The organism is Leptolyngbya sp. FACHB-541 (genome assembly GCF_014695875.1).
Lineage (GTDB): Bacteria > Cyanobacteriota > Cyanobacteriia > Elainellales > Elainellaceae > JAAUTN01.
Window position 1 is genome coordinate 161,581 of sequence record NZ_JACJPC010000065.1, and the last position, 25,229, is coordinate 186,809.

Genomic DNA, 25,229 nt, shown 5'->3' on the forward strand with positions numbered 1-25,229 from the left:
GGGGATAGATGGTGTAAAGCTTGTAGAGGGTTCAACGGTAGGATATGGCAGTGGAAATACAAGCTAGAGATTAAAGAGAGCTCAAGCAACTGCTACGAGGGGGAAAAATGGCATCTGGTAAAGAACAAATTCAACTGTTGTACTTGCTGAAGATTAAGCAAGCCACATCATCCTGTTATTTTAATCCCCTCATTGTCTTGAGAACTGCTCTGCACTGGCTGAAAACTTGACTCAACCGTGATACCAAGCTGTTGAGCTTTGCTGCAAATCGCGTCAATGAGTCTAATAACAGCTTAAATTACTGCTTCCTCCACAGAAGTTTATTGCTTTCATCCTCTGCAACACAACCAAACTGAGTCCGTGGAGGAGTCATAGTGAAAGGGTTAGGCGATCGCTAAATCTGGCTCCTTGCGGATAAAAACAGCTGGTTGTTGTAAGTCATCAGACATATAAGCAACTGCCATATCCTGGGAGTTATACGCCCAGCCGATCTGCCCGTCTCGGTCGAGCAAAATGCAGCCTGCTTCTCCCGGAACCCGCTGTTTTAGTACCTCAATTGCTTTCTCCGCCGCTTCTTGGGGATGGCAGGCGACGATTCCGTCCATACTTGCAGCATTACCTGACAGAAAATCAACCGCCGTCTTCGCTAATACGACTGGAATGATCGACTCACCGTCGCCTGTCGTGGAGCAAGCACCCCGACCATCGGCATATAAGCCACAACCAACCAACGCTGTATCCCCAACGCGACCCTGATTTTGATCCGTCACTCCGCCTGTCGAAGTGCCAGCGACCAGTCTGCCATTAACATCTAGCGCTACACAGCCAACAGTGTTAGGACGATCTACAACTTCTGCCTCTTCTTCCCACTCCTGTTTTTGCTCCTCACTGACTAAATCCTCTTTAGCACACAGTTCCAATCCATGCTCCAGAGCAAAGCGTTCCCCGCTACGGGCTACTAGCAGTCGAGGCTTATCTTCCATGACTTTGCGGGCCACGGAGATTGGATGACGGACTCCTTGCACTGCGGCTACAGATCCCCATCCGAAATTCGTACTCTCCATGATTGCAGCATCAACCTCTACCTCTCCTTCACTGTTAAGGGTCGAGCCAAACCCTGCATTAAAGGTCTGGTCAGATTCGAGCACTCGAATGGCCGCCTCAACTGCATCTATGGCATCCCCGCCTCGTTGCAGAATTTCCCAGCCTGCCTGGACAGCTGCCAAACAACCGTCTTTATTGGGTTGTTCTTTACCTTTGGAGATAGTTTTTGCTCCACCATGCACAATAATTGCTACAGTCATGTTCTTTTACCAATCGGGTGTTCGGTTAATCAAAAAATTCTCAGTCCAGTTCAGACCGTGTTACCGTCACAAGCACAGTGACTAGCTTGCACGCAGATAGAATAAATCTCATTTAGCCTCTACCGCTGAAGGTGGGTGTCGCTAAAAGTGTTAGTGCAGCTACTCCTAACGCAGCGATCGCTTCTTGCTGCCACAATCGGTTTTGCGCCTCTTTGAGCAAACTGGAGCGCTGTTTCTCGTCCGATGCCGTTGGAGGCAAAGATGACAACCACCTGCTGGTCTATAGGCTTCAGATTCATATTGCTATTCCAAAAGTTCTTGCGGCGATTAGCCTGGAAGCGATGTCGTATTTTATGAATAACAGCGTAATGGCTGCCTTTTCGGTCAGACTCTACCGCAGGGACAAGTCCAGCTTCTCTGTGGATAGAATTGTGAGTTAAGTAAAGTGGTGTTTCGTAAACGAAGGCACTAATCCTAAACTTAGGTTTCAGCTTTCACAGGCAAATTGCCTGAGCAAATCCATCCTAATGAGTTCTCCGTTCGTGCAGCCCGTAGTGCCCCGCTGCCAACATTGAACTAGTTTTGAAGATGGCGATCGCCCTTTGTATACTCCAGCACAAGTAAAAGTAACATTAGCTGTCGTGTAGTTACTATTCTTAAAGTAGTATAAACCACTTTTTTAAGGACGAATGCAATAGCCATTACACAATATATTTACAATAAATCTTCCTAGAGCAGTTGCCAGAGTAGGAACATAAAGCGAAGCTTCAGATTATCCATGAAACTTTAAAGATAAACTTCTTGTGTCACAACCTGAACAGACCATTTTAGTGACTGGAGGGGCAGGATACATTGGCTCCCATGCGGTACGAGCGCTACAAAGAGCAGGCTATCGAGTGATTGTGTTAGACAACCTCTCTGCGGGTCATCGAGAGCTAATAGAGCCATTGCAAGTTGAGTTGATTGTGGGAGATGTGAGCGATCGCCCCTTCCTTGACGACCTGTTTGCAACCCACTCGATTGCAGCAGTGATGCACTTTGCTGCCTACATCGCAGTGGGTGAGTCAGTAACAGACCCAGCGAAGTATTATCACAACAACGTCGTTGGCACGCTGACCTTACTAGAAGCAATGGTGGCGGCATCGGTCAAAACTTTTGTGTTTTCCTCCACCTGTGCCCTGTACGGTGTACCAAAATTTGTTCCCATTACAGAAGAACACCCGCAAGATCCAATTAGCCCCTATGCCACGACGAAGTGGATGGTAGAGCGAATTCTGGCAGATTTTGACGCAGCATATGGTTTAAAGTCAGTGCGATTTCGCTATTTCAACGCGGCAGGAGCTGACCCCGAAGGGTTACTTGGGGAAGACCATTCTCCTGAAACTCATCTAATTCCGCTGGTGCTGTTAGCCGCTCTGGGAAAACTTCCCGCCATTAAGATTTTTGGTACGGATTACCCAACTGAAGACGGTACCTGTATCCGAGATTACATTCATGTTGCTGATTTGGCACAGGCGCACGTTTTAGGACTGAAGTATTTGCTGGACGGCGGGGATAGCGATGTGTTTAACCTGGGCAACGGCAGCGGGTTTTCAGTCAGGCAAGTGATCGAGGCAGCCCAACAGGTTACTGGGAAGGAAATTAAGACCGTGGAGAGCGATCGCCGCCCTGGAGACCCGTCCATTCTAGTAGGCAGCAGTGAAAAAGCTAGAAATATTTTGGGCTGGCAGCCGCAATATGCAAACCTAAACAAGATTTTGGCCCATGCGTGGCAGTGGCACACCCATCGGCACGGGCAATCTTGAATGGAAAACCCATTTTCCCAACCTGGCATTACTTTTGGGAATGCCAAGACAGATGGTGTTGAGCGCCGGGGCTGGTTTGTAGGGCACTTTGTCAACGCTGCTAACCTACGCTCAACCGAAATTCTGGAAGTAAAGTGGGGCATTCACGCAGCAGGAGACAGTCGATCGGAGTGGAGCGTTAACCAGGTCGCAACGACGCTATCCATCCTGATCAAAGGACGCTTTCGCCTGCAATTTCCTGAGCAGGAGTGTCTATTGGCTGAGGAGGGCGATTACGTCATCTGGTCAGCAGGAGTGCCTCATACCTGGATTGCCGAACTGGCTTCTACGGTTGTTACAGTTCGCTACCCCTCGCTAGAAGGAGATAGCATAGAGAAAGCAGAGTAGAAGCAAGTTTGCCAAGATGACCAGGCCTTGTCAAGATGATGTATGGCCTTTATCTACTGACTCAAGCGAGGGAGCTGTTCCTTTGACATCTCCAGCTAAGTCTGCTAACAAAGGTTAAATCATAAATCAATAAGGGCACCCTTTCTTGAGCAGCTAGGGTTGAACTTTAATGAAAACATTCGGTAAGTGCCTCGAAGACCGCTATCCTTGCCCCATTGGGACTGACGACGTTCTACAAACGCCTCTACAGGGGTATCCGCGCCCACAGCTGCAGCGATTGCACTGGCTTTCTCTCAACGGGCAGTGGAAGTTTATGTTTGATGATGAAGGGCAGTACACCAAGCCCGACCAGATATCCAGTTGGAGTCATACTATCGAGGTTCCCTTTGCACCGGAATCTACCCAAAGTGGGATTGATGATCATGGCTTCCACCCCAACTGCTGGTACGAGCGAGAATTTCTCTTGCCAGCTAAAGAAGGACGAGTACTGTTGCATTTCGGTGCAGTAGACTACCAAACACGGGTTTGGGTCAACGGTCAGTTCATGGCAGAACACGTAGGCGGACACACCCCGTTTAGCATGGACATCACGCCTGTCCTGAATGCTGATGGAGTGCAACGGGTTACCGTTTGGGCACAGGACGACCCTCACGATTTAGCAAAACCGCGCGGCAAGCAAGATTGGCAGCTTCAACCCCATAGCATCTGGTATCCACGCACTAGCGGCATTTGGCAAACCGTCTGGGTGGAACAGGTGCCAGAAACCTATATCGACCGTCTGCGCTGGACTCCCCATTTTGAGCGCTGGGAAATTGGCTTTGAAGCCTTTGTCACTGGGGAAGAGCAGGGCGACCTTCAGGTTAAAGTGCGGCTAACCGTAGGGCAACAGCTTCTTGTCAATGACACCTATGCTGTACTCAATGGAGAAATTCATCGCCGCATCGCCCTGTCTGACCCCGGTATTGACGATTACCGGAATGAATTGCTCTGGAGCCCTGAGAAGCCAACCCTCATCCATGCTGAGATTCAGCTTTGGCAGGACGGGCAGCTTTTAGATCAGGTGCAGTCCTACACCGCTATGCGAACTGTGGGAATTCAGCGCGATCGCTTCATGCTCAACGGACATCCCTACTACCTGCGTTTGGTGCTAGACCAGGGTTACTGGGAAGAAACACTCATGACCCCTCCCTCCGACGAAGCCCTGCGGAGAGATGTAGAGCTAGTGAAGCAAATGGGCTTCAATGGTGTCAGAAAGCACCAGAAAATCGAAGATCCTCGCTTTTTGTATTGGGCAGATGTGCTGGGGCTACTCGTCTGGGAGGAAATGCCCAGTGCTTATCGCTTTACCCCTAAAGCCGTTGAGCGCATGACCCGAGAATGGGCAGAAGTGATCGAGCGAGATGCCAGTCACCCCTGCATTGTCGTTTGGGTGCCGTTTAATGAGTCGTGGGGTGTGCCTGACCTGACTGCGACTCCCGCCCACCGCAACTACGTTCAAGCGCTTTACCACCTGACCAAGACGCTTGACCCGACTCGCCCTGTGATCGGTAACGATGGTTGGGAAAGTACAGCCACCGATATTTTGGCAATCCACGATTACGACAGTCATCCGCAACGGTTAGCAAATCGTTATGGTCCTGAAGTTAAGCTGTCTGACCTGTTCGATCGCCAGCGTCCGGGCGGGCGTATTCTCACCTTAGATGGCTACCCTCACCAGGGACAGCCGATTATGCTCACTGAGTTTGGTGGTATTGCCTACACACCCCCGGATGAGGCTCACAAAACCTGGGGCTATGCCCGATCTGACAATGCTTCTGAGTTTTATCAGCAGTACGCAGACTTGTTGAGAGTAATAAATCAGGTTGAGATCTTTAGCGGTTTCTGCTATACCCAGCTGACCGATACTTTCCAGGAAGCAAACGGGCTGCTCTACGCTGATCGCACTCCTAAGTTCGCATTAGAGGCGATCGCCGCTGCCACTCATGGTAGAGGCTTCAGCCCTGATGTCGTATCAGGGCAGTGGACACCCCCCTCCGAACAGCCTCAACTCGTGGCCCACTGCGGACCTAACGGTTGTTGAAGTTCGGGAGGAACAAGAAACAAAAACAACTGCGCCCACTCCAGTTCCTCTCCTGCGGGAGAAGGACTGGGATGGGCGGAATTAGGACACCCTACTGGCTAGACCTACTGGCTAGACTAAGGATTTATCAGACCGTAATAAATCGCTGCGATAAAGAGAAGCGATGCCAGAAAAAGTCCTACAACAACCCTAAAACCTAGTGAATAAGCAGAAGCTTTGTTAACGTTTCCCCGATCCACTTGGACCTGTTCTAATGGTATGGTTGATGTTCCTAAAACGTGTATTTGAGCGGAATAATCACGGTCGAGAGCTTCGCTCGTAGATTTTTTTGTTCTCTCTTTTGAATAACTCATTGTTCGCTTGCCACTTTAACCCGTGGTGGGATATGAAGAGTTCGCTTGAAAAGAAACAAGCGCCCAATCCAAAAGATCTCCGGGTTGGGCACTTATCAATGGTTAACGATGAGGAGTTAGCGACTTAAGCAAATCTACTGGCGGTTGAGGCTATCAGGAAGGCTGCATAAGTGAGAATGTAGCCAACCGTAAAGTGAATTAGACCGATCAACCATCCCTGAACAATGGACAGAGCAACAGGCTTATCCTTCCAGCGAACCAAGTTCGCCAAAGGCGTGCGTTCATGGGCCCAAACAAGAGTTTCAATTAACTCTTGCCAGTAACCTCTCCAGGTAATCAGGAACATGAAACCCGTCGCCCAAACTAAGTGTCCAAATAGGAACATCCAATCCCATACCGCAATGTTGTTCATGCCGTAGGAGTTGTAGCCATTGATGATTGGCGCAGAATAGAGCCACAGATAATCCCGTAGCCAGCCCATCAAGTAGGTCGAACTTTCATTGAACTGAGCAACGTTGCCCGACCAAATGCCCAGGTGTTTCCAGTGGAAGTAAAAAGTAACCCAGCCCAACGTATTCAGCATCCAGAACATCGCCAGGTAGAAAGATTGCTGCCACGCAGAAGACTGACAGGTGCCGCCCCGTCCAGGACCATCGCAGGGGAAGGAGAAGCCAAAGTCCTTTTTGTCAGGAAATAGCTTGGTTCCACGTGCATCCAGGGCACCCTTCACACAGATCAAGGTGGTGGTGTGCAGACCGAGGGCGATCGCGTGGTGAACCAGAAAATCGCCAGGTCCAATGGTTAGGAAAAGAGAATTGGTACCACTGTTGATACCTCCTAGCCAACCAGGTAGCCAGACGTTGCCGTGATTTGGCCAAGCTGTAAAAGCGAGGCTGTCGGGGTTAGACAGAAGTGTGTCAAAGCCATACAGTGCTTTACCATGAGCAGCTTGAATGAACTGAGCAAACACAGGCTCAATCAAGATTTGCTTCTCAGGCGTACCAAAGGCAACCACCACGTCATTGTGAACATACAATGCCAGCGTATGGAAGCCCAGGAACAGCGATACCCAACTTAGGTGAGAAATGATTGCCTCTTTATGCTCCAGGACGCGAGCTAGCACGTTGCCTTGGTTCTGAACGGGGTCATAGTCCCGCACCCAGAAGATCGCACCATGAGCAAACGCACCAATCATTAGGAAGCCCGCAATGTACTGATGATGAGTATAAAGCGCTGCCTGAGTGGTGAAATCCCTGCCCATGAAAGCATAGGGTGGCATGGAGTACATGTGCTGAGCCACCAGAGAGGTGACAACGCCCAAAGCTGCTAGGTGAATGCCTAGCTGGAAGTGCAGGGAGTTGTTGTAGGTATCGTACAAACCCTGGTGAGGCAAGTTAAACTGCCCTTCAGTTTTGATGCCGAAGAAGTTCTTGGCGTTCAACATCTCCTTGATGTTGTGACCAATCCCAAAGTTGGTGCGGTACATATGTCCCGCAATGATGAAGATCACGGCGATCGCTAAGTGGTGATGCGCCATGTCCGTCAACCACAGAGACTGAGTCTGAGGATGGAAACCACCCAAGAAGGTCAGAATTGCATCTCCAGCACCTTGAGAGGTGCTGAAAAGGTGATCAGGGGTGTCAGGATTCTGAGCATACACGCCCCAATTGCCCGTAAAGAATGGTTTTAGACCAGCGGGGTGAGGTGGGGTCGTCAGGAAGTTATTCCAGCCTACATGCTGTCCGCGAGACTCGGGGATGGCAACGTGGATCAAGTGACCTGCCCAAGCCAAGGAGCTAACCCCAAACAAACCAGCCAAGTGGTGGTTGAGTCGGGACTCAGCATTCTTAAACCAGGACAAGCTAGGACGGAACTTGGGCTGAAGGTGAAGCCAGCCAGCAAACAGAAAAACTGCTGCCAGTAACAACAGAAAAACTGCACCCATGTACAGTTCTCCATCGGTTCTCATGCCGATGGTGTACCACCAGTGGTAAACGCCCGAGTAGGCAATGTTAACCGGGCCAGAAGCACCACCTTGTGTGAAAGCATCAACGGCGGGTTGACCAAAGTGAGGGTCCCAGATCGCATGGGCGATCGGTTTAGTGTTCAGCGGATCTTTAATCCACTGCTCAAAGTTGCCTTGCCAGGCGACGTGGAAGAGGCTGCCAGATGTCCAGAGGAAGATGATTGCCACGTGACCGAAGTGCGAGGCAAAAATCTTTTGGTAAAGATTTTCCTCGGTCATTCCGTCATGGCTTTCAAAGTCATGGGCAGTGGCAATCCCGTACCAGATCCGCCGTGTAGTCGGATCTTGGGCCAAGTCCTGGCTAAATTTTGGGAATTTAGTTGCCATATATGTTGCCTATTTCATCCTTTAAGCTATGGCGCATTATTTCTTGAGTTGAACCACCGTATCTTGTGGCTAAACGTCCACTGAAGTGAGTTATTAAGTTATCTCTCAGACAAGCTCCAAACGCTGCTGCTAAGGGAACTAAACGGCTAGCGTTCTGCAACTATGTTTCGATTAGCCGATCTCAACGGTTATACCTTTCCTTCTATAACCACAGAAGGAGAGCTATTTAGCTAATTACTCTACCGACTACCGCTTTATCTCAGGTCTGACTTAGGAAGGAGTATTGCATTACATGATTTTGTGATAGCAAACACTATCTATGTTTTTCTAAGAAACGTAAATTTTGTTGAATTCCTGTTTCTTAAACAAACAAATTGTGGGTCCCGTCCAAGCGGTGTGCAATGCTTGCCCTGGCAATATTTAATGACGTTTCTTTAAAAGAGGTTACAGATGGAAGGGCACCCCGCGGCGCGGGGTGCCCTTCCATCTGTAACCCTAGTTTTTGGAATTGGTATAGTGCCAAGTTGGAGATCCAGTATGAAGTTGAAACAGGCTGTTGTTTACTGCGTTGGTTAATAGCGTTAGCACCACAATTCCTTAGCTATTTCTATTACCCATGCTTATCATCTGCGGTGTCCAGGTAGGTCCGTTGCAACACGGACCTTCTGGTGTCCAGACCAGTTTATCCAGGCACAGTCGACGGGCAGTTCGGTTTGTATCCCAAGCGTGGTAGACGATGTATTCAGTCTGGCGATCGGGAGCTAGCACAATGGAGTTGTGTCCTGGACCTAAAACTCGGTGAGCAACGGTTCGTAACACTCGCGGACCTGCCTCATTGCCTGCGTCAGAGTAAGGCCCCATCACTTGGTCGGCAACACCATAATCCACTCCATAGTTTTCTGTTTCCCAGCGTCCACCACTATAGAAGCAGTAATAGCGCCCCTCATGCCTGCGAACCGATGCACCTTCTAGGGTATGCCAATCATAGGTGCCGCCGTACATCGGGCGATTTTCCAGAAACCGCTGCCAATCCTGGTGAGCGCGTAGGACGACTTTTGCCTCTCCTGCTAGCTTGGTCATGCTTTCTAGGCGGTCTACCATTAGTGCAGTTCCGGCTCGTGCATCTCCTTCCGTATCTAGGAAATCACAGGCATAAAATAGATACCATTGCCCGTCGTCATCTTGAAACGGATGGGGGTCGATCGCAAAGGGATAAGGCTCTGCTTCCAGGAGTGGCTTGCCGATATCTTTGTAGGGACCAAGGGGGCGATCGCTAGTTGCTACCCGCAACTGGTGATTTTTGTCCTCATGCCCGACAGAGTAGTAAAGATAAAAGGTGCCATCCCAGTAGGCAACCTCGGGTGCCCAAAAGTTATTGCCAAGGGAAGCATCGGGTCGCAGCATAGCTCGTCCGGCGGACTGCCAGTCCACCAAATTGTGAGAGCGTAGAAGTGGAAAGACGCGCTGTTCGCCAGCTTCATCTACTTCTCCTTCGGCTTCGGCTTCCCCCGTGCCGATCGCGTAATAAACCCCTTGATACTCCCAAACAAACGGGTCAGCAAAGTAGCTGGGATAAACTGGATTGGTGTAAGCGAGTGTAGTAGACTCTATTGGCGTGGATTGTGACATTGTTACTTTCCTTGAAGCTACCGAGTGCAGGAGTACTAAAACTGTAAGTAAAATGCGGCAATAATTTCGCTAAACAGAATTGCACTGATATCAACCAGTGCGCTTATTCCTTATCATAGAAGGCGCAATTTACCGCTCGGTACACTTTGTAACATCAAGGTTGGTGCTAACACTTCGAAAAGTGAATGCGAAACAGAGTAAAGCAAACGTGGGGGTGGGCAATGCCCACCCCCACGCTTGCTTTACTCTAGTCGGTTCTTAATACTTAAAATTGATGTAACTTTCAGCTTTTTCTGGCAATTGATCTACCACTTCACAGCGGAGTAATTGCTGGGTTTGCTCTGGTAAGCTCTCGTAATAGTCTTGCGTTACGGTCAAATCAACCTTGGGAGTATGTAACCAGTGCATCACGTAACCCATCACAACCATTGGACGAGGTTGTTCCGTTTGGTTAGGTGAGCCTCGGTGTAGTGCCAAGGGCGATCGAATCATCACGTCTCCTGGCTTTAAGTAGAAAGACTCCAACGGAATTTCGCCAGCCGTGACTTTGACTAACCCTTCTTCACGGGGAAGAACATGAGTACCACGGGCCATTTGAAAAGGACCATTGTCTGCAGTTACTTCAACGAGCGGAAAATTTACCGCCACTGCATATAAAGGTGTAACAACTTGATCAGAGAAAAGCGGGCGAAAATCCCGATGAATTTCTTGATAATCTGAGCCTTTTGTTGGAATATCAACCCCCAACTGAACCAGGCGATATTCCTGATGAAAAACTCGATTTAGCACAGCCAAAATTACCGGATTGGCAAACACCTCCGTATTTGCAAAGGGGGCAACCCAGGGCAGGGTTAAATAGTAGCGAGCTTGCTCACGCGGGGCTAATCCGCCTGGTTGGTTTTGGCGCTGCTCAAAGAGTTGGTTGAAGGCTTCTGCCCACTCTTTAATCAGTTGCGGATCGAAAAGTTGACGAATAATGCAGATTCCATCTCGATTCAGGTCTTCGGCAAGCTGATTGAAATCTGCTGTTGTGAATTTAGTAACACCTGTAGCTTGAATCATTTCACTATTTGCTGAACTCGGGCATTAAATCTAGATGCTGCCCTTGGGGGCAGACTGAATAGAGAAGTAGCGCTCTATACACTTTCAATTATTCCCCTGGATAGAAGCAATGGGGCGATCGCCAACCAAATTGTAAAAAAAGTTTGAAATACCTCTCCCAATGGGGTGAACCGTTAGGAAATTTAGACAAGAAATTGTTGGATTAAATCATAAAAAGTGTGTTTATTATCACGAGTCCTTGTTACAAAGAACCCGTCTTTAAGGGAATGTGTGAAACAGCTTGAAACGTAAAGCTTGATATATCCTCTATTTGTGTCTAGAGATGCATTCTCAGGAGTTGTCCAAGCCGGATGGTCGAACGTTGACTTTGTACAGTCGTACTCCGATTGCGACAGACATTCAGGCTCCCAGTCCAAGTAATGAACCTGTGCAGGCAAACCCCCATTTGCGTTGGCATCCGCTGCGGGGTGAGTGGGTTGCCTATGCCAGTCATCGACAGGGGCGCACGTTTATGCCGCCCCCGGAGTACAATCCGCTGGCTCCAACTCACAATCCTCAATTTCCGACTGAGCTTCCCCAAGGCAAATATGATGTGGCGGTGTTTGAAAACCGTTTTCCATCAATGACTCCAGCGGCTCACGATGCACCTCCTGAAATTGTCGAAACCTTGCCTTCTAACGGAGCCTGTGAAGTGGTGGTCTTTACTCAAGACCCCCAAGCTTATCTCGGTTCTCTAGAGCTGGATCATTTGGAACTGCTATTGGAGGTGTGGGGCGATCGCACCCGTCACTTAGGAAACATCTCTCAAATTCAGTACGTGCTGCCCTTCGAGAATAAAGGGGTAGAAGTCGGCGTGACGCTACACCATCCGCACGGACAAATTTATGCATATCCGTTTGTGCCACCTGTTCCTGCGCGGATGCAGTCCTGCCAGCAAACCTATTACGACCAGCACCAGCAGGGACTGTTACAAGACCTGATTCAACAGGAAATTAAGGACAATCAGCGAATTTTATATCGAGATGAGTGGGCGATCGCCTTTGTGCCGGTGTGTGCTCGCTACCCCTATGAGGTTTGGATTGCTCCCATTCAACCCGTGCCAGGTTTTTTAGAACTCACTTCAGAGCAGCGTGGGGGATTGGCTAGAGCCATAAAAACGGTCACCTTGAAATATGACGGACTGTGGAATCGTCCTTTCCCCTATTTGATGGCGTGGTTTCAGGCTCCTACCGATGGTCAACCCCATCCAGAATGGCATCTCCACGCTGAGTTTTACCCTCCTTACCGCACCTCAGAACGGCTGAAATATCTAGCAGGAACGGAGCTAGCAGCCGGAATGTTTGCCAACGATGCGCTACCCGAGGAGAAAGCAAAGGAATTACAGGCTGTAAATGTCAATTTGGAGGAATTACACACTGTATAAGAGGGCGTTTGGAAAGTAGCAAATTCCGTAGGTTGGGTGAAGCGAATGCGGAACCCAACAGAGGCAAAATGCGAGCAGGCGTAGGTTGGGTAAAGCGAAGGTAGAGCTACGAGACTAGGCACATGTTGGGTTCCGCTTTGCTTCACCCAACCTACATCAGAGAGTTTGTTAGTCAAACAACTTTTATCATTTTTATTCATTTACATTCACGTTAAACCAATGATTTCTGCCTCAGTTCAAAACTCGTCATTTAACACTCACTATGCCGCCGAAATTGCTCGCAAACTAGAGCTGATGCGGGCGGCTCTAAGCGATGGAGTGACAGGGCTACGACTGCGCGGCACAGATTGGTTTTCTTGGGCAACTGCCGGAGCAACACACACTGTTTTGCTTGCAGCGGAAACTGGAGCCGCAGAAATTTTAGTAACGTCTGAGGATGCCTGGTTATTGACCGATGAAATTGAAGCCCAGCGGTTTATAGATGAGGAACTTTCAGGACGAGATGAGTCTGCTGGAGGCTATAAACTCTTTGCTCACCCCTGGGCTGATTCAACCGCACGAGACACTTTTGTGCAAGAGGTGGCTGGTGGCGGAAAGATTCTGAGTGATAAACCCTCTGCGTCATCAGATTTCACTGAGCTTCCGATTCCGGAATCACTAGTCACCCACAAGCGAGTCATGATGCCTAGCGAACTGGAGCGATATCGACTAGTTGGGCGGTTAGCCAGTGAAGCGATGACAGAAGTATTACTTGAAGCGCAACCAGACTGGACAGAATATCAGCTTGCCGGAGCCGGAGCAAGAGCAATGTGGGCAAGGGGACTACATCCCGCGCTAACCCTAGCAGCAGGGGAGAAACGATTACCTCTCTATCGCCATCCTGTCCCTAAGCATGAGGCACTTGGGCAAGTCGCCATGCTGGTCTTTTGTGCGCGGGGCTATGGCTTGGTTGCTAGTCTGACCCGCTTTGTTTACTTTGGTGGATTGTCATCGGAGCAGGCAAAGTTACATCAGCAGGTGCGAGAAGTAGAAGCAGCGACACTGGATGCGTCTAAACCAGATGTGTCTTTGCGGGAAGTGTATGAGGCGATCGCCCAGTCCTATACCCAGCAAGGCTATCCTCACGCCATTCAGGAACATCATCAGGGCGGCACCGCAGGCTATCTGGCACGAGAAGTGATTGCAACGCCTACCAGCACCGATTCCTTAGCCGAAAACATGGTTCTAGCGTGGAATCCTAGCCTGCCTGGAGCAAAAGTTGAAGATACCTTTGTGCTTTCCAATGGCGGTTTGGAAAATCTCACCCTTGACCCTAACTGGCAAAGCATTGATGTGAATGGACGTGCTAGACCCTTACCTCTGGAAAGGTGAGAAATTCACGAGGACGGGCGGTCTGCCTACCTCACACTCAAAACAGGCAGGTTGTGACTTATGGACTTTCAACAGATCTTTAATGCAGCACCCACAGTCCAGTCCAGCGCTCCGGGACGAGTAAACCTGCTGGGCGAACACACTGATTACAATGATGGCTTTGTTTTACCGACGGCGATTCCTCAGGAAACAACCGTTTATTTAGGGCTTAGCCCAAACAATCAACACCACCTTTATTCTGCGGAACTGGAAGAATGGGTTGACATTACCGATTCAAACCTGGACTCCTCCCTAAAGCCGCAAGGATTTGCCAGTTACGTAGTTGGCTGCATTCGCATGTTGGAACAAGTAGGACACTCGATTCCACCTGTGAACATATTCATCACTTCGGCTGTGCCCATTGGTTCTGGGCTGTCGAGCAGCGCCGCACTAGAAGTTGCGACCTTACGAGGATTGCGATCGCTCCTCCACCTCGACTTAGACGATGTAAAAATCGCTCAACTAGGACAGCAGGCAGAAATTCAGTATGCCGGGGTTAACTGCGGCATTATGGATCAAATGGCATCCAGTTTGGCAGATCCTCAACACCTGCTGTTTTTGGATACTCGAACGCTCGAACGCCAAAAGATTCCGCTTCCTCAAGATACAGAAGTTGTTGTAATCGATAGCGGCATTCCTCGGAAACTAGCAACTAGCGGGTACAACCAACGTCGAGCAGAATGTGAAGAAGCAGCCCGGCTATTGCAGGTCAAAGCACTCAGAGATGTAACTGACCCAAAAGTCGTAGAGATATTACCCGAACCTTTGCGACGACGGGCACGTCATGTGGTAACCGAAGACAATCGGGTGTTGGAAGCGCGTCAAGGCGTTTCAGCAGAACGGTTTGGTGAATTGATGAATGATTCTCACGCTAGCCTCCGAGATGATTACGAAGTATCCGTAACCGGACTCGATCAGCTTGTAGAACTTCTACAAAAAACACCTGATGTACTGGGGGCACGCTTAACTGGAGCCGGATTTGGTGGTGCATGTGTGGCTCTGGTAACTGCTGGGAAAGGAGAGGCGATCGCCGACGAAGTCCTCGAAAATTACAACAATTTAGGCTATTCAGGACATATTCTGGTTCCAGAACTGAATAACACTCAACAAGAAACAGTAACTTAAGTTGAACCATACAAGATCTTATGCTCATAGGGCTTCACTGCTTGAGCGTAGTAATTCTCGTGAAACCCTATTACATCCTACCTTTGCAAGTTTTGTTTCTTACTAAGCTCAGCGATATGCCTCTCCAATCACAGACATTGCTTCTGTATGAATGGGGAAAAGAGTGCTTTCAATGTCGTCCGCTGTTGCATTCACATCATCTCGTATGATCGAAGACTCTGCTAATGATTGGTATCGATTATCCCGTTCTTGCTCAGTTTCGATGTAATATGGATCTAACTCTATTAACACATTCGCATTAAACTGCTGTTGGTAAGCCTCATTAACTGCTGCTCTGGTTTGTCTCGCTTGTCCTAGCACTGTTAAGTAAGACATATTCATACAACTGCCGTCGGGTAGGATCACATAGCTATTCCCACAAACCTCTTGAGCAATTGCATTACTGGGGATCATTAAACTGGTAAGACCAATAGCTAGTAACAGCCGTTTCATACAAAAACTCCACTGAATGTACATTCGTAGAGTTCCCTTGTTATTTGTTATTGCAACATTGAGTTATTCCAGATTGCAAGTTTGTTAGGGAAGAGAGAAAAGTTGATACGTTTAATCTATGCCCACTCCCGAAAGAAGCTAAAGTTCTTCCAGTCAGCGGCTGTGCGTTGCTCGATTGCAGTCATTTCTTCACTTGTTAAGGGTTGAAATGTTTGAGCTACAGTAACGTTGTGTTCTAGCTGCTGCACGGTTTCTGCGGCAATGATGCAGCAGTGTACTCCTGATTGAGACAGAGCATATCCCATTGCCTGGCGCATTCCATCTACAGCTTCCGTTTCGATTAGGCGACCATAGGCAGGAACCTTCATTGCAATCAACCCTGTGTTGTGTTGCTGAGCAGTAGGCAAGACTTCTGTGATAAACGAGCTAGCAGTATGTTTATCAGCAGCATTAACCGGAATCAAGGCCGTATCAAACGGATAACGACGTAACCCCTCAGCAATGATGGCTGGGTTGTAGTGCCCTGTGATGCCAATGAAACGAATGATTCCTTGCTGGCGTGCCTCCTCTGCGGCTTTGATTGCACCTTGCTGCTGATCTAGCAGAGTGTTCAAATCCCAATCGTATGTCAGAGCATGAAACTGCCAAAGGTCAAGATAGTCCGTTTGTAAACGCTGGAGGGACTGCTCTAAGTCTTGCCATGCACCATCCCGATCTCGGTGGCCTGTTTTGCTGGCTAAAAATAAGTTTGCTCGATGAGAAGGTAAAACTTTTCCCAACCTTTCTTCACTGGGTCCGTAGTTAGAAGCAGTATCAAAGTAACGAATTCCCAAGTCTAAGGCTCGTTCGATGATGGCGATCGCCTCTTGCTCTTCTCCAGCACGAGATAGCGGAGTACGACCCGCTCCTCCCAAGCCCAAAATTGGTATATTAACCTCGGTACGTCCGAGCACTTGTTGAGGAATTTCTACTGGAGCAGAAGGTGTAGATGACGAAGTAGCAGGCTCAGAAAGTATAGAGGATGAGTCGTTTTGTACTTGGGCTGTTGTAGTCGTCTGAGATTGTTGGCAAGCCCCATTACTCACTGCTCCACCTGCCGCAATCACGCTGGTAATCAAGAAATTCCGCCGCGTTGTTTTAGAGCTTGCCATAGTTCACCTTTAATGAATGGTAAATATTACTCAATCATCGTTCTTATACCTTTTCGATCGAAAACGGTTATAGATGAAAAGGCACCCCCGCTAAGTGAGGTGCCTTTTTATCTGTAGCCTTAGTTCTTGGAATTGGTATTACGGTTCTGCTCAGCCGTCAGCTTTGCAGCATCTGGCGTAGTGATATCTGGCTTGGATATACCTGCTTCATGAATATCTTCAGTATTAGGGTCTTGCTTTTCCCCTTTACCAGGGACAGCATCTAGCTCAGTTTGAGGAAGTTGCTCTAAGCCAAGGGATTCATCCTGTTGTTCATCAGACATCTTAACTTCTCCTTTAATGTGGCTTCGCCACTTGTCTTTACTCCTTACCCATTACACTGACTGTCGCTCGCGCAAATAACGGACGATCGCCTGATCCAGCTCAGGCAACAAGGTGCCCCGCTCGCTACCCAGAGCACTGTAAACCGGGCGAGGTGCGACCCAGCCAAGTGAGTGGGATGGGCGGGCTTCGATGCGGCTAACATCCATGCCTGCTAGCTTCGCAGTGAGTTGGGCTAGCTCTGCCCAGGCGATCGCTCCCGGATTCGCTAGATGCCACAGACCACACTCACCATCAATTAACAGATCAAGAGTGGTGTTAACCAAATCAGGAACGTAAGTGGGAGAAACAACCGCATCATTCGCAGCAACAAATAGATTTCCAGCCGCAAGCGTCTGCAACAGGATCGTGAGGAAGTTATGACGATCCCAGGGTCCAAAAAAGGCACTAGTGCGAATCACCAGCGAACAAGGATGGGTCTGCAACACCCACTTCTCGGCAACAGCTTTACTGTGTCCATATACATTGAGCGGTGAAACTTGGTGGCTTTCTAGATAAGGCTTCGTATGAGTCCCATCAAACACCAGATCCGAGGAGAAAGTCACCAACCCAACACTTCGCTCAACACAAGCCTGTGCCAGGATCGCGGCTCCATCAGCGTTAATTTTCTGACAGAGATGAGGTTCACGTTCGGCATCATCAACTCGCACATATCCTGCTGTGTTGATCACAGCCCAGGGTTTTAATTCGTCTAGCGATCGCTCCACTGATTGAACATCTGTAATGTTCATTTCCTGTCGAGTTAACAGTCGATAGGAAATGCCTCGGATATCACAGATTCGAGCAAATGCCTGTCCTAGTGTTCCGGTTGCACCCGTGATTACGAGCGGAGAGAGAGTGGCATGACGAGCTGGGGAAATAGTGGATGATGAGGAGAAATTACAGTTAACAGCGGGGTAGAACAAGCGTTCCGGGCGTTGCCACCATCCTGGTGTCTCGAGGATAGGGTGTTCGTAGGTTTTGCCTTGGGAGAAATGGCTCACCATTGTAGCCAAGGCAGTGGCACGAGGGGTAGGCGATCGCAGGTCAAACACACCCGGTTCGTAGAAGTTATTGGCACGAGTGACTAAACTGTTCCAGTCATAGGCTCCTAATAACGACCAAGCCGTGATCGCCCGGATGTCTGCTCCTTCGCCGCGCAACTGTTGCGCTGCCTCCCAGGCTTGCTTGAGCCAGCGCAACTGCTCCTCACGAGTACAACATAAGTGAACTTCTGTCACCGCAACTGGGAGTTGATATCGTTCCCAAGTTTCTCGTAACAGGCGATAATGTCCAGCGACTCCCTCTCCACAAACCCGCACAGCTTCTACATCAGCGTATTCGTGCTGACCGTTGCCACCGTGAAAGTGAGTTGGATATTTTTCCAACTGCTCATCGAGTAGGCGATCGCTCGTCAGGTAATAGTTGATGCCAACAATATCTGGCGGGCAGGGATGCTCTAGGAACCATTCCAATTCAGCCGCCTCAATGTCAGCCTGACAAAAGTAATGCCAGAGTGGATGATCTGGATTAATCCGACCGCAGAGCAAATCCAGGCTCAACCAGCGGCGTTGATTTTCCAAGTCTGCCTGGTATGCCAGCAGGGGTGTGCTAAACGTTTTGCCCATGTCCTCAGTTTGCACCAGTTGCGCGTCAGGATTGACCTGACGGACGGCTTGCATGGAAAGAGCAACGCTGCGGCACTGAACCAGCAAAGCACGCAGAAAAGTGCGATCGTCGCGACCGTGCGGATACCAGTGCCCGTACAGTCCGCTAAATCGAGCAGTTGTGAGCGGTTCATTCACGGGTGTGTAGTGAGTCACCCAAGGATAGCGATCGCTCACCGCATGGGCAAACTCCGCCAGCCGCTCTGGAAATGCTGGATCAATCAAACTGGTATCCCGTGGGCCACTGCCATGATGCACCAATCCTACAATTGGACAAATCCCCAACTCCCGCAGCCGTTCCAACCGTTCATCGGTCCAAGTCCAATCTGCCTTTTCCAATCCGTTTGGAGCAACCCGTTCCCACAGCACTGGATAGCGAATGGCACGAATGCCTAATGCAGCAAAGCGATCGAGGTCATTTAGCCTCGTCGCGTGACCATTGCGCTCCAACTGATCAAAATACTCATTACCCACACGATTAACCGTACACTCCACTCCAGCCCACATCTCCAAAGGTGGAAGTGAGAGAGGTTCCAAGTTCATCAACGATTCTCCTAGTTAAATTTGATCTAGCAGATTCCTGGTTCCTAACTCTTGCTTAGGAACCAGGAATCTCACGCTTTACCTACGCTCTACCTATTTGCTTCTAAGCGTTGTTTGCTAGCAATTTGCTTGTACACGTTGAGTGCTTGAGCTACGCACTGATCCATGTTGTAGTACTTGTAGGTTGCCAGCCGTCCAACAAAGTACACCCCAGGAGTAGTATCTGCTAGCGCTTTGTAGTTCTTATACACTTCAGCGTTTTCGGGGCGCGGCACAGGATAGTAGGGATCACCCTCAGCACGGGGAAACTCGTAAACGATACTGGTCTTAGAGTGTTCCTGTCCGGTCAAATACTTAAACTCCGTAACGCGAGTATAGAGATGCTCGTTAGGATAATTCACCACAGGAGCAGGTTGATGGACAGGTGTATTGTGAGTTTCGTGTTTAAATTCCAGTGAGCGGTAGGGCAGCTTGCCATAACGATATTCAAAAAACTCATCAACTGGTCCTGTGTACACCATCTCACGACAGGGAATTGCTTTCTCAATCTCGCGGTAATCGGTATTTAACATTACCTTGATATTCGGATGGTTTAACATGTTTTCAAACATGCGAGTGAAACCATGTAGCGGCATCGCCTGGTAGGTATCAGTGAAATAGCGATCGTCCCGATTGGTGCGTGTGGGAATGCGAGCAATTACAGATTTATCCAGTTCTGACGGGTCAAGTCCCCACTGTTTCCGAGTGTAGCCCCGGAAAAACTTCTCATAGAGAACCCGTCCAACCTTGCTTACTACCACGTCTTCAGAAGAACGGATCTGCTCTTTGGGTTCCGCCAATGATTGCAGGAACTCTTCAACCTGGAATGAGTTGAGGTTTAACCCGTAGAGTTTGTTGATGGTATTCAAGTTGATTGGAATAGGAACTAGCTGACCATCAACACTGGCAAGCACGCGGTGTTCATAAGAACGCCATTCTGTGAATTGAGAGAGGTACTCAAATACCTCACGAGAGTTGGTATGAAAGATGTGAGGACCGTACTTGTGAACTAGAACGCCCGCATTGTCGTAGTGGTCATAAGCATTGCCAGCAATATGGTTGCGACGATCGACTATCAGCACTTTTTTGCCAGATTTTGCCAGTCGCTCTGCAATGACGCTACCAGAGAAACCTGCTCCCACGATCAGATAGTCAAATACAAAGTCTCTGGTTACAACCGCTGGGGTTTGTCCATATCCTGTTGCATGAGTAGTTGTGAGATGGGTAGATGAATGAGTATCAGCGATCGCCTCTCCAATCAATTTTTGCATTGAAGACAGCGTCCGATCCCAGGAGATCTTTTCCAGGAAAGCATCTACTTGACTAAGCCAACCCGATGTTGGAGTATCTTCTCGCATCGCAGTTTCAGCCGCCGCAACAAAATCTGCAACGTTGTCAGCAATTCTCACCATACCCTGCTGTCCGTAAGGACGCACTACATCTCGGATGGAGGTAGATACAACGGGTTTCCCAGCGGCCAGATATTCGGGAGTCTTGGTGGGGCTAATGAATCGAGTCGATTCATTACGTGCAAAGGGCAGCATTGCAAGATCCCACCCTGCCAGATAGGAGGGCAACTCTTTATAATCTTTGCTGCCCAGGTAGTGAATGTTTTCAGCCTGCGGCAAGTTGGCGGGATCAACCTTAGCAACGGGTCCAATCAGAACTAAATGCCAATCAGGACGGGCTGCAGCAATGCCTGCGATTAGCTCGATATCCATCCGCTCATCAATTACCCCATAAAAGCCGAGTCGAGGATGGGGAATGTTTGCTTGATCTGCCGGATCTTCGGTGAGTTTTCTAGATTGGGCGAAGTGAGGCACATCCACACTGCTGGGGAAAGCATACACATTTGGATGATGATCCCGCTTTGATTCGTATAAGCTTTGCCCACCCGTAAATACCAGATCGGCACGACCAAACAGCTCAGCTTCCCGCTGTTTCATGATAGGAGAAGCACCCTTAAAAGCTGATAGTTCATCCATGCAGTCATAAACTACTGCCAGTGGCTCAAGGTGACGAGTGAAGGCGATCGCCATTGGCGTGTAATACCAACAAATGTACTTTTGAATATTTCGCTCTGCCAACAAGTCATCAATCAAACTCCGTTGAACCGTGTTGATCGCCTCTTCACTCATCCCTTCAGGCAACTGTGGCACAACTACCCAAACACCAGCTTCAGGCTGGCTTACCTCTAGCTGTGCCTGAATAGAAGGGTGAAAAATAGGTTCTTCGATAAAAAAGATCCGCTGCGTTTGAGCACAACGGCTCAGCAATTGCTGCGGCCGCTGGTAAACAAAATTCCACCGTAAATGGGATAAGCAAACCAAATCAGGCGCTTGAACAGACGCAGTTACAGAAATACTTTTCTCAATTGTGGATTGAGAGTGAGATGAATATAGGCTAGACGAAGGTGTACTCATTGCTAAAGATTTTTTAGAACTTTGAGATTGACCGTTGCGTTCATCAAACGTCTGTTTTTTTTGTGGCATAGGGCTACCAATATTGCTGTTTTTAAGGTGAGGTTTGCTTTGGGACTAGCGACAGAAGAATCACGAGTCCCAAAATTGGCAACTGTTTATTTGAATCAGGGTGATACGAGCGGCAAACATCAGCCAGTAAGGTGAAAAGAACCTAATTACTACTCGGCGATCTCTACCAAAAACTATGAGTCAGATAAAACCAGTTTCAATCGTCGAGTAAAGAATTCAGGCAATAGGCTGAGCTGATTCTTTAGCCATTAACTAAGAACAATATCTGCTGTCATCTGCTTTATCCTCTATCTCAGGAACAGCGTGATTTGCGTCTGAGGAGTTATGCCATGTTACGGAAGATGATGCTAACGGCTACAGTTTCTTGTTACATACTACAATTTAGGACTGATTTTCTTTAGAGCTTTGTATTTTGCAGCTTGTATAGAGTACGCTACAAAATATGAACTATTGTGTGGAATCGGTATAATTTAGTTTTCAATAATAAATAAAACTCCTCAAGAAATTGTGATCTCGAGGAGTTAGTTTGAGCACGAAAAATCCTCAACAGGCAACTGTTTCCCATCAGTCATCCTACGAGAAGTTTCATTTGCTAGCTGCTAAGTTATAAATTTACTTTTGCCTTCCTATCCAATCTTCCACCCGGAGGAGGGGGATTAAATGAAGCAAGTTTGTGATTCTGAAAACATTTGAGCTTGAGAATTATTTACAGGTTCACTCCAGGTAATATCCTTTCGGTTTGCTCTCGTGCAATTAATTTTGAGGAGGAACTTTACAATCTGTCCAAGCTTAGTGCAGGGCTAAGGGAAGAACCATCGGGCAGAATTGTTCGACTCAGAATTGCATCGTCTAAGTCTGCACCTTCTAGGTTTGCGCCTGCTAGGGATGCCCACTTCAGGTTAGCACCCACCATCCTTGCTTGGGACAAGTTTGTTCTAAGTAGCAGCGCAGCAGACAAATCTGCACCTCTTAAATCTGCACCTTCTAAATTAGCGTCTGTTAAATCTGCATTTGCTAGACATGCATTGCTTAAGTTTGCCTGCTGTAGATTAGCTCCGATGAGTCTAGCTCCTCTTAAATCTGCTTGAGACAAGTTGATGTTGGTTAATTCTGCTCGATTTAACTTTGCATTGGCTAGTTTTAGGCCGACAAAATCTCTTTCTCCTGCCCAATAACGCTGCAAGACATTGGTGTCCATTATGTTTAAAGCCGTTTCAGTTATACGGGTATGGTTGCGTGATCGATGAGTTGTAGTAGTCGCTGTCGGAGAGTGTCTAAGCCCAAACCTTTAGTGGCTGAAATAAACACTGATTGTGGATATTGTTGCTGGGCGATCGCCAACGTCTCACTATCCACCTGATCTAGTTTGTTAAACACTAGCAAGGTAGACATTGGCAAATTTGGGTCAGGAAGAGTTGATAAATCTGCCAATACTGCTTCTACCGAATGGATATGACTTTCCCAGGCGGGATGAGACAAGTCAATCACATGCAAAAGTGCATCTGCCTCAGTTACTTCTTCAAGTGTGGCGCGAAATGCATCAATCAGTGCAGGTGGCAGTTCGTGGATAAAACCAACCGTATCGGTGAGCAGCAATGGACGCTGTTCTTGAGATAACGGCTCAGAAATTGTGAGTCGGCGAGTTGTGGGATCAAGGGTTGCAAATAGCTGATCGGCAACATAAACCTCAGCCTGGGTCAAAACATTAAGCAGGGTCGATTTGCCTGCATTAGTGTAGCCAACCAATGCAACGGTAGGAATATCCTGTTGCTGGCGCTGTTGACGTTGGCGAGAACGATGTGCCTGGAGTTGGTTGACCTCATGCTGGAGGTGACTAATTCGTTGTTGAATGGTGCGTCGCTCTACTTCTAAGCGGGTTTCTCCTGGTCCTCGCGTGCCGATGCCAGCACCCAAACGAGACATTTCTCGTCCGCGCCCTCGTAGGCGAGGCAGCAGATATTCCATTTGCGCTAATTCGACCTGCAATTTGCCTGCTTGAGATTGGGCCCGTTGAGCAAAGATGTCCAGAATGACTTGAGTTCGATCTACAACTCGAATGCCAATCTGTTCCTCCAAGTTGCGGCTTTGAGAAGCAGAAATGTCTCGGTCAAATGCAATCAAGTTAGCGTTTAAGGTTTGAGCCTGAAGCGTAATTTCTTCGACCTTGCCTTGACCTACCACAGTCTGGGGATGAGGGCGCGATCGCTTTTGCTGCACTGTCCCCACGACTTCGCCTCCAGCCGTTTCTACGAGTCGAGTCAGTTCTGCTAAACCATCGTGAAACCGTTGTTCTGTTAGATCATCGGTCATCAGTCCGACCAGAAGGACGCGATCGTCATCAGACTCAATTTGCTGAAACTGCAATGCTGCAAAGCCAGATTCCTGAAACTCCGTTTCCCACTCATCAACCCAATCAATTGAGTCCTGTTCCACCAAATCTTCTAGTTTAAAGGGGGGTGAAACAGCCCAAGGTGTTTTCAGGTCAGATACCAAATGGGCGAGATAGGCTTCTTTGATTGAGGCTGGATTATGGTTTCCCGGTCGCTTCCCATCTGTTTCATTTGGAATCAGGATGACTAGTGCATCTAAGCGTTGTCGTACCATTGCAAGTAGGCTTGCAGCATCAGGAGGGGTAGGCTGAACAGCCACACAGTGAATGCCACTCAAGCGTTCAGCACTTTGGCGAGGTAGCTCAGAAGCAGCAAGCTGAGTTTGGGCAGGAGTTCCTATCGCGATGCGGACGATTTGCCCACGACGATTGATGTAGCTGCATAAGGGATGGTGAGTTTCAAGGCTGAGAGCCGTCAACTGTTGGGCAAATTCAGAGGTTACAAAGCGATCGCCCGGCTGTCGCTGCTCATACAATTGCTGAAGCTGTTTGAGATGACTCGATCTAATGCCTTGTGTATTCCCGTAAACTTTTTCCATCGTTTTAATCTGTTTACTCACACAGGTTCTTTAAAGTGATATTAAGTCAGTGAAGTAGATGCAACCAAGCATGCCCTAAAAACTGGAACCCTTTGAGGAGCGCGCCTCCAGTTTTTACAGTTGTCCACTTCATTCTTTAATCACAGCAATTAGATTTGAGGGCACGGCAATTGCTGTTTTTATCTACCTGAACGGTTTAAAGTGGCTGTTAAGCCAACCAAATCCTCTGCTAATGCAGACAGGGCAAACATTGCCGTAGATGCTTCCTTGGTCATCACAAACCATAATCTGTGCGGCTTGCATTTCAAAGGAACAATTACAAATCTGGCAAACCTGCTGTTTTCCAACTGTGTTGCTACACTCGACTTGAAGTTGCATAAGTTTCTCTTAATATCTTTAATAATTAATGTCTTTGTTAGAAGCGGGTTAGTGATAGTGAAGAGACGGGGCTAAACTTCATCTCTAGAGTGTAGAGGGCGATCGCTCTAGCTAACGTCTGCCTCAAGCGCTAGGACTACTCTGTCTTCAGAGTTGAACTAAAGGTGAAGCCGAGGTGTGTTCAGAAATACAGTTCGTAGACATATGAGTGGAGGCGATCGCTCAAAGAAAGAATCAATATTCTAGAT

The 25,229-nt window shown here is 48.4% G+C and carries 18 protein-coding genes and 1 pseudogene; 6 read left to right on the forward strand and 13 right to left on the reverse strand.

From position 1 onward, the window contains the following. Window positions 1-383: 383 nt before the first annotated feature. Window positions 384-1,304 carry an isoaspartyl peptidase/L-asparaginase family protein gene (locus tag H6G00_RS14855; protein ID WP_190797335.1) on the reverse strand — a complete coding sequence of 307 codons (921 nt, stop codon included), beginning with the start codon at window positions 1,302-1,304 and terminating at the stop codon, window positions 384-386. Between the two features lie 176 nt (window positions 1,305-1,480). Next, window positions 1,481-1,603, reverse strand: a pseudogene (locus H6G00_RS14860) (short-chain dehydrogenase); the annotation flags it as partial. Window positions 1,604-2,107: 504 nt separating this feature from the next. Here H6G00_RS14860 and galE point away from each other — a divergent pair. From galE to H6G00_RS14875, 3 genes are all read left to right on the forward strand, one after another. Continuing rightward, entirely contained in the window at window positions 2,108-3,109 is a 1,002-nt protein-coding gene (galE, locus tag H6G00_RS14865; RefSeq protein ID WP_190797336.1) for a UDP-glucose 4-epimerase GalE, read from the forward strand. Continuing rightward, window positions 3,110-3,496 (forward strand): signal peptidase I, encoded by a 387-nt coding sequence (locus H6G00_RS14870; RefSeq protein ID WP_190797337.1) that lies wholly within the window; start codon window positions 3,110-3,112, stop codon window positions 3,494-3,496. It begins immediately after the preceding gene. A 169-nt stretch (window positions 3,497-3,665) separates the two neighbouring features. Beyond that, window positions 3,666-5,576, forward strand: coding sequence for a glycoside hydrolase family 2 TIM barrel-domain containing protein (locus tag H6G00_RS14875; RefSeq protein ID WP_190797338.1), 1,911 nt, complete (start codon window positions 3,666-3,668; stop codon window positions 5,574-5,576). Window positions 5,577-5,692: 116 nt separating this feature from the next. On the opposite strand, the gene H6G00_RS14880 is transcribed toward H6G00_RS14875, so the two are convergent. The 4 genes from H6G00_RS14880 to H6G00_RS14895 all read right to left on the reverse strand — a co-directional run bounded on the left by H6G00_RS14880 (window position 5,693) and on the right by H6G00_RS14895 (window position 10,973). Then, a complete protein-coding gene (locus H6G00_RS14880; protein ID WP_190797339.1) occupies window positions 5,693-5,929 on the reverse strand; it encodes a hypothetical protein in 237 nt (78 codons plus the stop codon). A gap of 124 nt (window positions 5,930-6,053) precedes the next feature. Next, entirely contained in the window at window positions 6,054-8,282 is a 2,229-nt protein-coding gene (gene psaB / locus H6G00_RS14885; RefSeq protein WP_190797340.1) for a photosystem I core protein PsaB, read from the reverse strand. A 597-nt stretch (window positions 8,283-8,879) separates the two neighbouring features. Continuing rightward, window positions 8,880-9,911, reverse strand: a complete 1,032-nt coding sequence (locus tag H6G00_RS14890; RefSeq protein WP_190797341.1) for a glycoside hydrolase family 43 protein — start codon at window positions 9,909-9,911, stop codon at window positions 8,880-8,882. A 258-nt stretch (window positions 9,912-10,169) separates the two neighbouring features. After that, window positions 10,170-10,973 carry a phytanoyl-CoA dioxygenase family protein gene (locus H6G00_RS14895; RefSeq protein WP_190797342.1) on the reverse strand — a complete coding sequence of 268 codons (804 nt, stop codon included), beginning with the start codon at window positions 10,971-10,973 and terminating at the stop codon, window positions 10,170-10,172. Between the two features lie 322 nt (window positions 10,974-11,295). Between H6G00_RS14895 and galT the strand changes: the two genes are divergently transcribed. The 3 genes from galT (at window position 11,296) to galK (ending at window position 14,931) form a co-directional block, all read left to right on the forward strand. After that, the gene (galT, locus tag H6G00_RS14900; RefSeq protein WP_190680948.1) at window positions 11,296-12,396 is read left to right on the forward strand and encodes a galactose-1-phosphate uridylyltransferase; all 1,101 of its coding nucleotides are present in this window, start codon (window positions 11,296-11,298) and stop codon (window positions 12,394-12,396) included. A 219-nt stretch (window positions 12,397-12,615) separates the two neighbouring features. After that, on the forward strand, window positions 12,616-13,767 hold the full coding sequence (locus tag H6G00_RS14905) for a M24 family metallopeptidase (protein WP_190797343.1): 1,152 nt from the start codon (window positions 12,616-12,618) through the stop codon (window positions 13,765-13,767). A 60-nt stretch (window positions 13,768-13,827) separates the two neighbouring features. Then, on the forward strand, window positions 13,828-14,931 hold the full coding sequence (gene galK / locus H6G00_RS14910; RefSeq protein ID WP_190797344.1) for a galactokinase: 1,104 nt from the start codon (window positions 13,828-13,830) through the stop codon (window positions 14,929-14,931). A 108-nt stretch (window positions 14,932-15,039) separates the two neighbouring features. On the opposite strand, the gene H6G00_RS14915 is transcribed toward galK, so the two are convergent. The 7 genes from H6G00_RS14915 to hflX all read right to left on the reverse strand — a co-directional run bounded on the left by H6G00_RS14915 (window position 15,040) and on the right by hflX (window position 24,603). Beyond that, on the reverse strand, window positions 15,040-15,423 hold the full coding sequence (locus tag H6G00_RS14915) for a hypothetical protein (RefSeq protein ID WP_190797345.1): 384 nt from the start codon (window positions 15,421-15,423) through the stop codon (window positions 15,040-15,042). 116 nt (window positions 15,424-15,539) lie between these two features. Beyond that, window positions 15,540-16,574 carry an aldo/keto reductase gene (locus H6G00_RS14920; RefSeq protein WP_190797346.1) on the reverse strand — a complete coding sequence of 345 codons (1,035 nt, stop codon included), beginning with the start codon at window positions 16,572-16,574 and terminating at the stop codon, window positions 15,540-15,542. A 119-nt stretch (window positions 16,575-16,693) separates the two neighbouring features. Beyond that, a complete protein-coding gene (locus H6G00_RS14925) occupies window positions 16,694-16,897 on the reverse strand; it encodes a hypothetical protein (RefSeq protein WP_190797347.1) in 204 nt (67 codons plus the stop codon). Window positions 16,898-16,948: 51 nt separating this feature from the next. Beyond that, entirely contained in the window at window positions 16,949-19,144 is a 2,196-nt protein-coding gene (locus H6G00_RS14930) for a family 1 glycosylhydrolase (RefSeq protein ID WP_190797348.1), read from the reverse strand. A gap of 89 nt (window positions 19,145-19,233) precedes the next feature. Further along, window positions 19,234-21,675: a UDP-galactopyranose mutase gene (gene glf / locus H6G00_RS35395; protein ID WP_190797349.1), complete on the reverse strand. Its 2,442-nt coding sequence runs from the start codon at window positions 21,673-21,675 to the stop codon at window positions 19,234-19,236. A 772-nt stretch (window positions 21,676-22,447) separates the two neighbouring features. Continuing rightward, on the reverse strand, window positions 22,448-22,873 hold the full coding sequence (locus tag H6G00_RS14940) for a pentapeptide repeat-containing protein (protein ID WP_190797350.1): 426 nt from the start codon (window positions 22,871-22,873) through the stop codon (window positions 22,448-22,450). Between the two features lie 20 nt (window positions 22,874-22,893). After that, a complete protein-coding gene (gene hflX / locus H6G00_RS14945) occupies window positions 22,894-24,603 on the reverse strand; it encodes a GTPase HflX (protein WP_190797351.1) in 1,710 nt (569 codons plus the stop codon). Window positions 24,604-25,229 lie beyond the last annotated feature (626 nt).

Bases quoted from the DNA above. Each gene is read 5' to 3' on its own strand.
- H6G00_RS14895 (WP_190797342.1), bottom strand. From the start codon at position 10,973: ATGATTCAAGCTACAGGTGTTACTAAATTCACAACAGCAGATTTCAAT.
- H6G00_RS14915 (WP_190797345.1), bottom strand. From the start codon at position 15,423: ATGAAACGGCTGTTACTAGCTATTGGTCTTACCAGTTTAATGATCCCC.
- H6G00_RS14875 (WP_190797338.1), top strand. From the start codon at position 3,666: ATGAAAACATTCGGTAAGTGCCTCGAAGACCGCTATCCTTGCCCCATT.
- H6G00_RS14905 (WP_190797343.1), top strand. From the start codon at position 12,616: ATGATTTCTGCCTCAGTTCAAAACTCGTCATTTAACACTCACTATGCC.
- H6G00_RS14930 (WP_190797348.1), bottom strand. From the start codon at position 19,144: ATGAACTTGGAACCTCTCTCACTTCCACCTTTGGAGATGTGGGCTGGA.
- hflX (WP_190797351.1), bottom strand. From the start codon at position 24,603: ATGGAAAAAGTTTACGGGAATACACAAGGCATTAGATCGAGTCATCTC.
- H6G00_RS14855 (WP_190797335.1), bottom strand. From the start codon at position 1,304: ATGACTGTAGCAATTATTGTGCATGGTGGAGCAAAAACTATCTCCAAA.
- H6G00_RS14920 (WP_190797346.1), bottom strand. From the start codon at position 16,574: ATGGCAAGCTCTAAAACAACGCGGCGGAATTTCTTGATTACCAGCGTG.
- H6G00_RS14880 (WP_190797339.1), bottom strand. From the start codon at position 5,929: ATGAGTTATTCAAAAGAGAGAACAAAAAAATCTACGAGCGAAGCTCTC.
- galK (WP_190797344.1), top strand. From the start codon at position 13,828: ATGGACTTTCAACAGATCTTTAATGCAGCACCCACAGTCCAGTCCAGC.
- H6G00_RS14870 (WP_190797337.1), top strand. From the start codon at position 3,110: ATGGAAAACCCATTTTCCCAACCTGGCATTACTTTTGGGAATGCCAAG.
- psaB (WP_190797340.1), bottom strand. From the start codon at position 8,282: ATGGCAACTAAATTCCCAAAATTTAGCCAGGACTTGGCCCAAGATCCG.
- H6G00_RS14925 (WP_190797347.1), bottom strand. From the start codon at position 16,897: ATGTCTGATGAACAACAGGATGAATCCCTTGGCTTAGAGCAACTTCCT.
- glf (WP_190797349.1), bottom strand. From the start codon at position 21,675: ATGCCACAAAAAAAACAGACGTTTGATGAACGCAACGGTCAATCTCAA.
- galT (WP_190680948.1), top strand. From the start codon at position 11,296: ATGCATTCTCAGGAGTTGTCCAAGCCGGATGGTCGAACGTTGACTTTG.
- H6G00_RS14940 (WP_190797350.1), bottom strand. From the start codon at position 22,873: ATGGACACCAATGTCTTGCAGCGTTATTGGGCAGGAGAAAGAGATTTT.
- H6G00_RS14890 (WP_190797341.1), bottom strand. From the start codon at position 9,911: ATGTCACAATCCACGCCAATAGAGTCTACTACACTCGCTTACACCAAT.